Source organism: Opitutaceae bacterium, from assembly GCA_041395105.1.
GTDB lineage: Bacteria > Verrucomicrobiota > Verrucomicrobiia > Opitutales > Opitutaceae > B12-G4.
In genome coordinates this window covers 478799-492557 of sequence record JAWLBB010000001.1, presented here as the reverse complement: position 1 = coordinate 492557, position 13759 = coordinate 478799, and the positions used below count along the sequence as shown (strand labels likewise).

The window sequence follows — 13759 nt, the reverse complement described above, 5'->3', positions numbered from 1 at the left end:
AGGCACCACAGACCCAACACCCCATGAAACTCAGCGTCCTCGATATCCTCATCGTCCTGATCTACCTGGTCGGCATCGCCGGGATCGGTCTCTACGTGTCCCGCGGCATGCGCACGACGCGCAAGTTCTTCACAGCCGATCGATCCATCCCGGCCTGGGCGGTCACCTTCACCCTGATGGCGACCATTGTGGGAAGCGGAACCTTCGTCGGGCATCCCGGGACAGCCTACGGAAAGGGCATGATCCTCTTCCTGCCCCATATGCTTCTGCCGATCGTCCTGATCATCGTGTCGGTCTGGATCGTTCCCTTCTACCGCCGGGTCGTCCAGATGAGCGCCTACGAATACGTCGGCCAACGCTTTGGTCTGGCCAGCCGCATCTACACCTCATTCGGATTCCTGGCCGACCGGGTCTTCGACCTCGGAGTGACCCTGGTGACGACCGGGATCGCGCTCTACGTCTTCACCGGCTGGAAGCCCATCTACGTCATCCTCGGGATCGGGATTTTCACCTTGGTCTATACCATGATCGGCGGGATCACGGCGGTGGCCTGGACCAACGTGGCCCAGGGCATCATCCTCTCGAGCGGAGCCCTCCTCATCCTCGGTCGCGTCCTCTTCGCCCCGGAAATCGGCGATCCCATGGGCATCATCCGGAGTTCCTGGGAAGCCGGGAAATATTCCTTCGGATCATGGGAATTCTCCTGGCGCATGCTCTTTGACAAGGAAACCACCACCATCTGGATCTTCTTCTTCGCCTATTTCATCCAGTGGAGCCGGCGCTACGTCACCGACCAGCACATCGTCCAGCACTACCTCATCGCCAAGTCCGACAAGGCGGCCAGCCGGGGCGCCTTTCTCGGCGCGCTTTCCTGCCTGCCGATCTTTTTCACCTTCATGTTCATCGGCGCCAGCTTCTACGGCTTCTTCGACCTTCTCCCGGGAGACGCCGGCCCGGTCAAGCCGGACGAGGTCATGCCGTATTTTCTTTCCCACTACATTCCGAGCGGCGTGCTCGGCCTCATCCTCGCCGCCATCCTCGCCGCCGCCATGTCCTCGGTCAGCGCCGATCTGAACAGCATCGCCACTGTCCTGACCACCGACTACTTCGGCAACATCCTCCCGAAAGCTTCCGACAAAATCCGGCTCATTTTCGGACGGTTCATGGTGGTGGCCGGCGGTCTGCTCGCCTCCACCATCGCGATCCTTCTGCTGCCCAAGGACGGTTCCGAGCCCCTCATGCAACGCGCGATCACCATCGCCACCATCATCTCGGGGGGCACCCTCGGCCTCTTCTGCCTCGGCTTCCTGACCCGAAAAGCCACCCGGACCGGTGCCTATGCCGGCATCGCGGCCTGTGTCCTCTTCACCACCTGGGCCCTCCTCTCCAAGTCCGGCAGTGATGGAAGCCGTATTGTGGACTTCGGCTTCAACTGGGAGATGAACACCATCCTGATCGGCGTCTTCGGGCACTTTGTTCTCTTCATCACCGGCTACCTCGTCAGCCGGATTTTCGGTGGATACCTGCCGGAGAACGTCGCCCAACTGACCATCCGGGAACTCCATGTCAGGCGCCTGGAAGGTGAAATCCCCAAGTCACCGCTGAGTGAGTGATCAGGCCGAGCATCGCCATGCCGAATGACAGATCAGACCGACCCAACATCCTTATCATCCTGATCGATGACATGGGTGTCCATCAGCTTGGTTGCTACGGCAACACCTTCTACGAGACCCCTCATCTCGACCGGCTCGCCGAGCAGGGGATCGCCTTCAACCAGGCCTACGGGACCGCCCCGGTCTGCTCGCCCTCCCGAGCCGGTCTCTACACCGGAAAGCATCCCGCCCGGCTCCACCTGACCAACTATATCCCGGGAACCGAGCCGGCCAATGCCCGGCTCTCGACACCGAAGTGGACCCCTTTTCTCCCGGCGGAGGAAGATACCATGGGCGACCATTTCAAGAGGGCCGGTTACCGAACGGCCCACTTCGGCAAATGGCATCTCGCGGTCGACTACAATTACCGACCGGGGCGACCGACCGACCCGGAATCCCACGGATTTGACCGGGTGGTCTACACCCGCAAGCCGAAACCCGATGCCGATCCGGAGGCCGATCCGCACCATATCGACGAACTGACCGACAAGGTCTGCCGGTATCTGGCCGAGAAAGACGAAGCCCCCTTTCTCTGCGTTCTCGCCCACAATGCCATCCACCGTCCTGAAATGGCACCCAGGGCCCTGATCGAGCACTTCACGGCCAAGCCGGGCTCGGAGAAAGACTGCAATCGCCCAGTTCTCGCCGCGATGGTCTCCCACCTCGACACCTCCATCGGACGTGTGGTCGATGCTCTCGAGGCCAGCGGACACGCCGACAGCACCATCGTGGTCTTCACCGCCGATCACGGAGCCTTCGGGAAATCAATGGAGCACAAGCCGCTCCGTGGAGCCAAGGCCGACCTCTACGAAGGGGGCATCCGTGTCCCACTGATCATCCGTCTGCCGGGTTCCAAACCCAAGGCCCGCTGGCTCAACTTCCCCACGGCGAATACCGACCTCCTGCCCACTCTCGCCGAGCTGGCCGGAGTATCCCTGCCGGCCAGCCCCGATGATGGGCAGAGCCTCTCACCTGTTTTCAAGCAAGACCAACCTCCGGAGCCCAGGGACCTCTTCTGGCATTTTCCTCACTACCACCATCAGGGCCTTGCGCCCTGCGGGGCCGTTCGTCACGGCCGCTACAAGCTCATCGAGTGGTTCGAGGGCAGTATCGGGACGAGGCCCGAGCAACCCAGGTGGGAACTCTTCGACCTGGGCACCGACCCCTACGAAACCAACAACCTTGCCCTGCGGTTGCCCGAGGTCTGCGCCGATCTCCGGCAGCGGCTGGAGGAATGGCGGAGAAAGGTCGGCGCCCAAGCCATGGTCCCCAATCCGAACTTTGATCCCGACCTGATCCAGGCCAAACCACCCCCTCCGCCGGGTGATCCGGTCAGCCCCTACGAATCGTGAATCCCATCATCCTCCAGCAACCCAGGCGCATCCTTTTCGGATCGGATACATTCAAACAGACCCCGGCCGAGGTCGATCTGGTCGGCGGCAGGCGGGTTTTCGTCGTGACGACCGGCTTTCTCCTCGAACAGGCAAGAAGCCTGGTCGCCGATCTGCGGGCCCAAGACATTGCCGCCGAGATCTTTTCCGGGATTGAGATCGAGCCCGATATCGGACTCTTCAAGCAGGTTCTTGAAGCCGGCCGGACCTTTGACTTCGATACGGTGGTCGGCCTGGGCGGTGGCAGCGTTCTCGATGTGGCCAAGCTGGTCGCTGCCTTCCGGACGGGTTCAGCAGCAGTGGAGGAGGCTTTCGGTATCGGACTGCTCAAGGGCCGCAGCGCCGGCCTCATCTGCATTCCGACCACCTCGGGCACCGGCAGCGAGGTCTCCCCGAACGCCATTCTTCTCGATCCGTCCGATCGCCTGAAGAAGGGCGTGGTCAGTCCCTTCCTTGTGCCCGACACTGCGATCATCGACCCGTTGCTCACCGTCAGCGTTCCGCCGGCCATCACGGCCGCAACCGGACTCGACGCCATGGTTCATTGCATGGAGGCCTACGCCAACCTTCACGCGCACCCGACGGTCGACCTCTATGCCCTCGAGGGCATCCGCCGGATTGCCCCGAATCTGCTGCGGGCGGTCAAGGACGGACAGGATCTCGAGGCCCGCGGCTCCCTCTCTCTCGGCAGCCTCTATGGCGGACTCTGTCTTGGTCCGGTGAATACGGCCGCCGTTCATGCCCTGTCCTACCCCCTGGGCGGCGAGTTTCATGTCCCCCATGGCGTCTCCAACACCCTTCTCCTCCCCCATGTCTTCCGCTTCAACCTCGAGGCGGCGCCCGACCGTTACGCCACGATCGCCCGGACCCTCGGCGTGACCGATCAGGGCTCGGACCACGCCACCGCTTCGGCCGGCATCGATCGGCTGGTCGAGCTGTCCGTCGCCTGCGGCCTGCCCCAACATCTCCGCGAAGTCGGGGTCAAGGAATCGGATCTGCCCCACCTCGCCGATGAGTCGATGAAGGTGACCCGTCTCCTGAAGAACAACCCCAGACCGATGACCCGCGATGATGCCGAATCCATTTTCCGCGCGGCCTGGTGACGAACGGCTCAGAAAGCGTTTCCATTGTCCTGCAGCAACGGCGCTGTGTCGCCGCGCCGATCAGTCCGCTTCCCACGACCCGGGCACTTCGACACAGCGAAGTGGCTCCATCGATACAAGAAAGGACCCATGAACCGCACCGATCCAAAGGCACTCCGCGGCGCCGTCGTCGTTCCCCTGGCCACTCCCCTGCTCCCCGACGGGCAACCCGACGAGGTCGGCCTCCAGAGCGTCCTTGACCATATCGTCAACGGCGGTTGCCGGGGCGTTCTCGTCCTCGGAACGACCGGAGAGGCCGCCTCGATGCCGCCCGAAAACCGCCGGCGCATTACCGAAGTCGCCTGCCGTTCCCTGAAGGGACGCGCGGGTGCCTTCATCGGGATTGGCGACAATTGCCGGGCGACTTCCATCGCCTACGGGAGGCACGCCCTGGAGGCCGGGGCCGACGCCGTCGTCGCCCATCCTCCTTCCTATTATCAGGTCGGGGCGGAAGAACTCGAAGCCCATTACCTCGCCCTCGCCGACCAGATTGATGGTCCGCTCTTCATCTACAACATACCAAGCACCACCCATCACTCCATTCCGCTCGATACGGTCGAAAGACTCAGCCACCACCCACGTATTGTCGGGATCAAGGACTCGGAGCCGAACCTCGACCGTTTGACCAGGCTGGCCGGCATGTTCCGGGATCGTCCGGATTTCGCGGTGCTCTGCGGCGCCGCCCTCCACAGCGCCCGCACAATGGAAGCGGGCGCTCTCGGCTTTGTCCCCAGCGCCGGCAACCTGGTTCCCCGGCTCTGCCGGCAACTCTCGGATGCCGCTCTCGATGGCGATTTCGAGAAAGCCCGCCAACTCCAGGGACAGATGGACGAGGTCACCGGCATCTACGGAAAGGAGAAGAACCTCGGTCGGATCCTCCCCCACTTGAAGGGCGCCATGCACCTTCTCGGGTTCGGCTCAGGCGCCGTCCTGCCGCCGCTCCTGCCGCTTTTGCCGACAGAGCTGGAGACCGTCCGCGCCAGAATGAAGGGGCAGGGCCTGCTCTAGAGGATTCACCCGATGAATTCTCTCCGTCCGGATGGTGCCACTTCGCTGTGTCGAAGTGTCCTCCGGCCGGAAGGGAACGCCGACACAGCGGCATCACGACATCTTCTTCGACTCCCGGTTCAGCAATGTCCGGACGCGACACATCCGGCGCGATTCACCAGGGAAACCACCCACCCATCCTGGCCACTCTTGGGTCCACCATGAAATCCCCACCTCAACGCTGCTTCATCGCGGATGACCTGAGCGGTGCCCTTGAGGTCGGCGGTCTCTTCCACGACCGGGGGAACCGCGTCCGGTTGGTCCTGGATCCGGATACGCCGGTCGGTGGAACCGCCGGGCATATCATCGGATACGATCTCAACACCCGACCGACCGGACCGGTCCAGGCCTATGGAATCGTCCGCCATAGTGTGACCGCGATCCGCGAGCGGAAGGATCGTCTCATCTACAAGAAGATCGACTCGACCCTGCGGGGATGGATTGGCGAGGAAATCCGCGGAGTGCTCGATGCCCATCCCGAAAGCATCGTTCTTTTCTGTCCGGCCAATCCTGCAGTCGGGCGGACCGTCCGGGACGGTCGACTCTTCGTCGACAATGTCTCCGTTGAGCAGACTCCGTTCAATCGCGACCCCGCCTTCCCGATCACCGATGCACGCCTGGAGGCTCATTTCCCACCCGAACTCAGGAACCGGCTGCGTCTCTGCCCGCTTTCAATCGTCCGCTCGTCGCAGGCGGATCTGTCCATCTGGGTGAACCAGGCTCTCCAGGACGGCGCACGCGTGCTCGGTTTCGACGCGTCTTCCCATGCCGACCTCGCTGCGATTGTCCGGACCGGAGAAACCATCGACCGCCCGGTTCTTCTCTGTGGGTCCGGTGCCCTGGCCGGGGCGATGCGCCACCCGGACGCAATGGCGCCTTCATCTTCATCAACCCAGACATCACCTCCCGTCCCATCGACGCACCGGGGCATCGGTTTTCTCATGGGAAGCGCCCATCCCCGAACCCGCGATCAACTCGCCCTCCTCCAGAAAAACCGGTCCATCGAAATGCTGTCGTTCGACCCGGAGCAGCCGGCATCCTGGTCCCGCACGATCGGTGATTTCTATGCCCGGCTTGAGCGGAAACCGGTCGCCGTCGTTCCCGGTTCCACCTCGGGTCCGCGTCAGGATAGCGCGGCGGCCATTCAGCGATTCTACCGTAACCTGGCAGAACCAGACGAAAACCGGAGGTTTCCCGGTCGACTGTTTGTCACCGGAGGGGAAACCGCACGGACTATCTGCGAGGCAGCCGGATTTGATCACCTCGATCTGGCCGGGAGCCTCGAACCCGGAGTCGCCGTCTCCACTGCGGAACGCTCAACGGAAGCAACCGAAGACGCCGGTCCGTTCACCTTGGTCACCAAGCCGGGCGGATTCGGAGGACCCGATACGCTGGTTTCGTGTTACGATTACCTGACAGGTTGATGGCAGCCCGGCAGTATTCATATCCGATTGATCGGAAACATCTGCGTTAGCTGCTCACAACAAACGGGCTACAAGTGTGAAATCATTAATTTCATGAAATAGATGTTTGAAAGAGACTGAACAGGCAAATTTCAGCTATTGACTCGGTCGAATTTCATCATTGAGTATCAACCACCGATTCGGAATTCCTGGTCTGAATCGGACGCTTTCTCAACCAAAACTCCCTCCCTTCCCGAGAACACCGAGTTTACCCCTCATTGCTGTTTGGTCGCGGATCCGTTGTCTACCCAGATCCTCTCTCTCCCAAGGGCCTCAGGCCCGCTGAACCCTGAACAAAAACTCCACCTCTATGAACACACGAAGCACCTCTCGCCTGTTTGCGCTCGGCGTTCTGGCACTGGCCACATGCCTGCCAAGTTACGCGGGCGATATCGTCGGACGCGTCAAGGACGCCAATACCGACGGCTACCTTCCTGGCGTTGACGTCAAAGTGACCGGGACAAACCGGACCGCCACCACCGACCGCGAAGGCCGTTTCCGGATCGGAAATCTGCCGGCGGGCAACTACAACGTCTCCGCGGAATTCATCGGCTATGACCCGGTCAGTCAGACGGTCAGCGTTCCCAATGTCGGAACAACCACCGCCGACATCACCCTGGGTTCGGAGGTCATCCAACTGGCCGAATTCGATGTTGAGGGCTACCGCGAGGGTCGTTCGCTCGCCCTTCAGCAGAAGCGCACTGCGGGAAACGTGATGGACCTGATTTCCTCCGACTCGGTGGGCTCGCTCCCTGATCGCAACGTCGCTGAAGCCCTCGCCCGCGTGCCCGGCGTCAATATCGATGTAGAAGCCGGTGAAGGCCGCTTCGTCAGCATCCGGGGCATCGAGCCGACCTTCAACAACGTGACCCTCGACGGCAATACCCTGGCTCCCCCCAGTGTCGGCGGACGTGAGGGCCGCGCGACCCCGCTGGACGTGGTCGGCTCCGGCCAGGTCAGCCAGATCGAAGTGATCAAATCCGTCACCCCCGACATGGATGCCAATGCCCTCGGCGGCACGGTCAACATCAAGAGTGCCAGCGGATTCGACCGCGACAAGCGGTTCATCTTCGGCAAGGTGGAAGTCGGCCAGAACAGCGTGGCCGACAGCACCATCGTCGACACGGACGTCACCTATGGCGACACCTTCAACGACGGGACCATCGGCATCGCCCTGTCGGCCAATTATTCCGACCGGCCCTACGCCTCGGAAGAACTGCAGATGAACTGGGGTTCGGATAGTAGTGGTCCCTACCCGAGGCAATTCGAACTCCAGCCCCGCTCCGGAACGCGCACCCGCTACGGCATCAATTACAACTTTGAGTTCCGGCCGGATGACATGACCCAGGTATACCTGCGGGGCATCTACAACCAGTTCAACGACGAGTACCGCCAGCAGGAGTTCATCATGGAGGCGCGTCGTGATCCGGTAAGGATTTCCCCCACCCTGGTCCAAATCAACCGCATGCGTTTCGAGCAGCGCGACTTCAGCCGCGAGGTCGACCAGACCATGCTCAATGTCAGCGGCGGCATGATGAAGCGCTTCGACAATCTGAAGGTCAGCGGCGACATCACCTACTCCTTTTCCCAGGAAGATGTGCCCTTCATCAAGTCCGTCCAGTTTCGGACGGGAAATCTCGACTACAACGCCTCAGGGGGCAACCCGCCGCCCTTTGAGTTCGAGTTCGGCGGATTCTGGCCGGCCTACAACGACCAGAACCGCTACACCAGCGGCGAGCCCGAGAGATACCCCCTCCGGCGCTTCCGCGAGGAAGATTCCCTGGTCGAGGAGACAACCTGGTCACCCCGGGTGGATTTTGAATGGCAGTACGACAATATCGGCGGCTACCCCGGCACCTTCAAGGCGGGCGCCAAGTACACGACCCGGAATCGATTCGTCAATGACAACTCGGTCCGCCCGGTCAACAGCAGCCTGAACATGGCGACCATCTCGCCTCCGGGCCCGGGCTTCTCGATCAATGACGGCCGCTACACCTACCCGTCCAATCTCGATGTCGACAAGGCCTTCGTCTACCTCAATTCCAATCGGAGCGATTTCACCATCGACCCGATCGAGTCCGCGTCGAACTCAATCGAGGATGACTACGATGTGGACGAGGACATCATCGGCCTCTACTTGATGGGCACGGTCGATTTCTCCGAGCAGCTCTCGATGATCTACGGAGTGCGTTATGAGAAAACCAACGCGACCCTGAAGGCCTTCGAGTTCCAGGAGGGTCCGGATGGGGGCAAAGTGGTGCCGAACGAAGGCGAGTTCGACTACGACAATGTCCTGCCGAACCTTCAGTTCCGCTATGCGGTCACCCCGAACTCCGTTCTGCGCTTTGCCTTTACCGGCACGATCGGTCGGCCGCAGTACGAGAAGGCCTCGCCGATCGCCGTGCTCGAGTGGGACGCACTGCCTCCGGATGAGATCCTCGATCCCGCCTACCCGAATGCCGGCAGCCTGGAGATCGGCAATCCGGAACTCGGGCCGTATGAATCGATGAACTTTGACCTGGCTTACGAGTACTACTTCCAGTCCGGAGCCATGCTCTCGGCCGGTCTCTTCTACAAGGCGATCGACAACCCGATCTACCAGTTCTCCGATGAACAGGACAACGTCGTCTACAACGGCATCCCGATGGAGAGGCTCAGCATCACCTCCTACCGGAATGCCGATTCGGCGACGGTCTCAGGGCTGGAACTCAATGCCGTCCTGCCCTTCAGCACCTTCGTCAGCAACAGCTTCCTCGATGGATTCGGGGTCGACGCCAACGCCACCTTCATCAATTCAAGCGTCGACGTGATTGACCGGGAAAGCGATGACCTTCCCTTCTTCCGTCAACCCTCCCGGATCTACAATCTGGCCTTCTACTTCCAGAAGTACGGGTTCTCCTTCCGCATTGCCTGGAACTATCAGGATGAGAGCCTTCGGGTCCTTTCCAGCAGTGCGGGCTCGGACGAGTGGGCTAAGCCGCGTGAATACACCGACATTCAGGCCAGCTACAAGATCAACGAGAACTTCACGGTCTACGCCAACTGGCAGAATATCTTCGATGCCACCAATGACCAGTCGTTCGGTCCGGACTCCATGCTCATGAAACGGTCCGAATACTACGGAACCAATATCCGCGGGGGTATTCGCTTCCTCTTCTAGGGGATCCGCACACACCCTCGTTTGAATCACGACGCCCCGACTCACTCGTCGGGGCGTCTTTATTGGGAGTCCACCCGTCAGCGCATTTCCGGTTCTTGCTCATCCCGGAAAATCTGACAGCATCGGAACCCACCTCACCGTTACTCATGCACATCCACCGGTCACTCCGACTCACGATCAGTCTTATTCTCTTCGCCATGACCCTGCCACTCCAGGCCGATACCTACTGCCGCTTCGAGCACCACGGTGCGATCAACTATGGCCGGGTTGATGGTCCTGCGGTTCAGGAACTCTCAGCGGCGCCCTGGGCGGGAGGTGAATCCACCGGCACCACTTACGCCCTCGACGATGTGCGCCTGCTCGCGCCCAGCGAGCCGCAGCTCATTGCCGGCCTCGCTCAATCCTACCGCAATGCCTGGCCTGAAGGCAATGAGCCGCCGGCCGTCCGTTGGTTCGTCAAGCCGCCGGGAGCCGCCGCCGCACCCGACGCGCCTCTCGTCCTGCCCGACTACCTCGACGAGCTCAAGGTCGAGGTGGAGCTGGTCATCGTCATCGGCCGGACCGTGAAAAACGCCTCTCCCGGCGAAGCTGCGTCGGCAATTTTCGGGTACACCATGGGCAATGATGTCGTCGGCCAGGTCAGTTCCTTCCAGACCCTGACCGGCGATTCAACGGACCGCACGGAAACCGTCCTCGCCCCGGCCCTGAAGGGCGGTGACGGCTTCGCCCCCTTCGGTCCTTTCATCCGCACGGGCATCGACTGGCGCGACCACGCCAAGACGATCGAGGTTCTCTCCGCAGACCCCGCGCGCGCAACGATCGACCGGACCAATACCTCCTCCCTTATCTACTCCCCCGAGAAGATCGTCAGCGACCTTTCCAAGGTCATGACCCTCAGGCCCGGCGACATCATTTTCTCCGGCACCAACAAGTCCTATCCCGTGCGCGCCGGCGACCGGGTCAACCTGTCCATCGAAGGTGTCGGTGCCTTCACCACTGTCATCCAATGAAGGCCAAGGTGGCCGGGATGGCCGATCCGTGGCCTGTTCCGTGACTGCGAGGACACCACAGGGCTGCTTGCTGACCCGAGTCATCGTCTGCGGGGGCCTGATCTCTTCCGCACTGTTCGCCAACGACGCTCCCTGGATTCTCAATCCGCCCGGTCTCGAAGTCATCAGCCCGGACCGACCCGGCGAAGACGCCGGCTACAATCTTCGACAGACCCGGGACGGGAGTTACATCGTGGCCGGATGCGTGACGACTCCCGGCCGCGACCGCGACCTCGCGGTGTTCAAGTTCCGGCCCGATCTTTCGCTCGATTCCCATTTCGGTCACGACGGAATCTGGACCTGGGGCGGTTCCGGAACGGATTTGGCGATCGATCTGATCGAGGTCGAAGGCGAGGATGGCGAACCCCGAGGTTTTCTGGTCGTCGGAATCGTCGAGGCGGGCGACGGCGAATTCGGGGGCCCGGTTCATCATGGAAAGATTGATGTCGTCCTGGCCCGGTTGACCGATGAAGGAGAGCCGGACCCCGCTTTCGGCACGGGAGGATTCCGCTTCTACGGAGGTGGCGACGACGACGAGGTGGTCGTGCATCTCCACAACTACTCCGAGCCGGGCGAGCGGCTGGTCCAGACTCCGGACGGGTTCGTCGTCGCCGCGATGACCCGCTCGAACGATGGTGACCTTGACCAGCGGGCCACCATCGGCAGGGCCGGAGGACGGGACGCCATGATCTTCGCCGTCGATATGCATGGCGATTACCGGGCTTCGTTCGGAGATCGGGGTATCTTGAGAATCGGGTCCAACCCGGGTCCGGAAATGGGCCGGCGCAGTCCCAACGAATTCGTCTGGTCATTGGTGTCCGACCCGAGGGGCGGGTTCGTCGGAGCCGGCTACCATCTCGGTGCGGACTTCAGGTTGGGAGACGCTCTGGTCCGCTCGCCCGGCAACAGTTCTGCGGACGGAGACAACACGGGCGAAGATGTCAAACAACACAAGATGGATGGATGGGTGTTCCGCTTCGACGATTCGGGCCGGCCAATGACCGATTGGGCGGATCATGGCATTTCGTTCATCGGCGGGAGCTGGCAGGAGAAGATCTACGATGTCCTGCCGGTCGGGGACGGCTACCTCGTGACCGGGCGCACCGCATCCTGGGACCTGGAATTTGCCCGGCCACAACCAACCGAATCGACTTTCGACCGGGTTCTTCTGAAGCTGGATACGGATGGTCGCCTTGACCGTTCATTCGGTCAGAACGGCCTTGTCCTGGAAGGAGGCGACGGCGACGACCAGGCGCTGCGGATCGCAGAACTACGTGCCGGCGGCGACCTCATCTGGCTCAGTCAATCCACCTCGCGACCTTTGCCGCTTCAATCGATCATGCCGGTCGATTTCTACCGTCAAGCCGTTCTGACCCGCCTTTCTCCTTCGGGCGTGACCCTGCAGAATTGGAGTCTCGGAGAAAGGGGCGAGGACAAGCCGGTGGGATTCATCGTCGACCGCGAGGGTCGGATCGTGGTCGTGGGATTCCGCAACCCGAACGTTCGCGACGAAAAGGACCCTCAAGACCCGGCCGGACGCAACCTGCTCCTCATGCGCTTCATGCCCTGAGCCCATGACCACCCGCCGCCAATTCATCGGACAGCTTGCCGCCGCCGGACTGGGCGGAATGCTCGCCCATCGGCTCACCGGAAACCCCGGAGACACCCCCATGAACGCACGAGACTACCTCAAATCCATCCTCTATACCCGCGAGGAGGTCGAAAGTTGGCTGCAGGGTGAAGCCTTCCCCTTCGCCCGCTACAGTTCCGCATTCGGCTGGCTCCTCCCGGACGCCAGATTCCGCGACGGGGTCGACAATTCGATTTCCGTCTACACCTACGAACCGGACGACGGACCCCGCATCCGGGTGAACTACGCCGACCGTCCCTGCAGGATCAACACCTACGGCGACAGCTTCACCCAATGCCACCAGGTCAGCGACGGGGAAACCTGGCAGGAGGTCCTCGCCGCCCATCTGCAGGAACCCGTCCGGAATTTCGGGATCGGCGGGTGGTCGGTCTACCAGGCCTGGCTGCGTCTGCAGAAAGAGGAAGCGCGGACCCCGGCCGACGTCATCATCTTCAACATCTACGACGACGACCACTTCAGGAATCTTGACGCGTGGCGCAATATCCGTGCCCGCAAGCACGAACGCTTCATCGAGCCCACCCTGCCTCACCTCGCAGTCAACCCTGCCGAGGGCACTCTGGCTGAAAAGCCCAACCCCTGCCCGACCGAGGAGAGCCTCTTCAATCTCTGCGACCTCGACTGGGTCCACGAGCACTTCAAGGATGACTTTGCTCTGGGCATCGAACTGGCTCATCTGAACGCCTCCACCGCCAATCCCCGCGAAGCCTACCGCGAGCTACGCGAGCTCGCCACCACCCACGGTATCGTCACCCGCTCGGACGATTTTCCCACCCTTGAAGCGGCCGCCGATGCCCTGCACCGGGAGGCGGCCCTCTTCTCAACCCGGTGGCTGGTCGGAAAAATCGATGCCTTCGCCTCTTCCCACGGCAAAAAACTGATCTACGTGCTTTCGTATCCGGCCGATCGCATCGCGGAGGGAGTCGAGAGCGGAATCCGTTGGGATCAGCCATTCGTCGATTTCCTGAAAGCGCGGTCCAACCCCGTCATCGACCTCCATGAGGCACACCTCGAGGACCACGCGGCCAACTACAAGATCGAGCTCCGTCAATACCTGAAGAGATTCTTCATGGGCCACTACAACCCGAGGGGGAATGCCTTCTGCGCCCGGGCGGTCAAAGACGTGCTGGTGCAAGTGCTGGACCCGAAACCACCGGCCTACCGAGAGGACCCGGGCATTCTGAAATAGCCCGGGCACTCCCCCGGT

At 61.7% G+C, this 13759-nt stretch carries 9 protein-coding genes; all 9 read left to right on the top strand.

The window, feature by feature from the left end:
- Positions 1-23 precede the first annotated feature (23 nt).
- The 9 genes from R3F07_01985 (at position 24) to R3F07_01945 (ending at position 13741) form a co-directional block, all read left to right on the top strand.
- Positions 24-1613: a sodium/solute symporter gene (locus R3F07_01985; protein MEZ5275134.1), complete on the top strand. Its 1590-nt coding sequence runs from the start codon at positions 24-26 to the stop codon at positions 1611-1613.
- Positions 1614-1630: 17 nt separating this feature from the next.
- Positions 1631-3004, top strand: a complete 1374-nt coding sequence (locus tag R3F07_01980) for a sulfatase (protein MEZ5275133.1) — start codon at positions 1631-1633, stop codon at positions 3002-3004.
- The gene (locus R3F07_01975; protein ID MEZ5275132.1) at positions 3001-4146 is read left to right on the top strand and encodes an iron-containing alcohol dehydrogenase; all 1146 of its coding nucleotides are present in this window, start codon (positions 3001-3003) and stop codon (positions 4144-4146) included. The genes R3F07_01980 and R3F07_01975 overlap by 4 nt, the downstream gene beginning before the upstream one ends.
- 129 nt (positions 4147-4275) lie before the next feature.
- Positions 4276-5193, top strand: a complete 918-nt coding sequence (locus R3F07_01970) for a dihydrodipicolinate synthase family protein (protein MEZ5275131.1) — start codon at positions 4276-4278, stop codon at positions 5191-5193.
- Positions 5194-5393: 200 nt separating this feature from the next.
- Positions 5394-6656: a four-carbon acid sugar kinase family protein gene (locus tag R3F07_01965; protein MEZ5275130.1), complete on the top strand. Its 1263-nt coding sequence runs from the start codon at positions 5394-5396 to the stop codon at positions 6654-6656.
- Between the two features lie 349 nt (positions 6657-7005).
- Complete coding sequence (locus R3F07_01960) at positions 7006-9855, top strand: TonB-dependent receptor (GenBank protein MEZ5275129.1); 2850 nt, start codon at positions 7006-7008, stop codon at positions 9853-9855.
- Positions 9856-10001: 146 nt separating this feature from the next.
- A complete protein-coding gene (locus tag R3F07_01955) occupies positions 10002-10865 on the top strand; it encodes a fumarylacetoacetate hydrolase family protein (GenBank protein MEZ5275128.1) in 864 nt (287 codons plus the stop codon).
- Positions 10866-10905: 40 nt separating this feature from the next.
- Positions 10906-12474 (top strand): hypothetical protein, encoded by a 1569-nt coding sequence (locus tag R3F07_01950; GenBank protein MEZ5275127.1) that lies wholly within the window; start codon positions 10906-10908, stop codon positions 12472-12474.
- Between the two features lie 4 nt (positions 12475-12478).
- Positions 12479-13741 carry an SGNH/GDSL hydrolase family protein gene (locus tag R3F07_01945; GenBank protein MEZ5275126.1) on the top strand — a complete coding sequence of 421 codons (1263 nt, stop codon included), beginning with the start codon at positions 12479-12481 and terminating at the stop codon, positions 13739-13741.
- Positions 13742-13759: the final 18 nt, after the last annotated feature.

Excerpts from the sequence above, each read along its gene's own strand:
- R3F07_01955 (MEZ5275128.1), top strand. The coding sequence starts at position 10,002 with ATGCACATCCACCGGTCACTCCGACTCACGATCAGTCTTATTCTCTTC.
- R3F07_01970 (MEZ5275131.1), top strand. The coding sequence starts at position 4,276 with ATGAACCGCACCGATCCAAAGGCACTCCGCGGCGCCGTCGTCGTTCCC.
- R3F07_01960 (MEZ5275129.1), top strand. The coding sequence starts at position 7,006 with ATGAACACACGAAGCACCTCTCGCCTGTTTGCGCTCGGCGTTCTGGCA.
- R3F07_01985 (MEZ5275134.1), top strand. The coding sequence starts at position 24 with ATGAAACTCAGCGTCCTCGATATCCTCATCGTCCTGATCTACCTGGTC.
- R3F07_01980 (MEZ5275133.1), top strand. The coding sequence starts at position 1,631 with ATGCCGAATGACAGATCAGACCGACCCAACATCCTTATCATCCTGATC.
- R3F07_01945 (MEZ5275126.1), top strand. The coding sequence starts at position 12,479 with ATGACCACCCGCCGCCAATTCATCGGACAGCTTGCCGCCGCCGGACTG.
- R3F07_01965 (MEZ5275130.1), top strand. The coding sequence starts at position 5,394 with ATGAAATCCCCACCTCAACGCTGCTTCATCGCGGATGACCTGAGCGGT.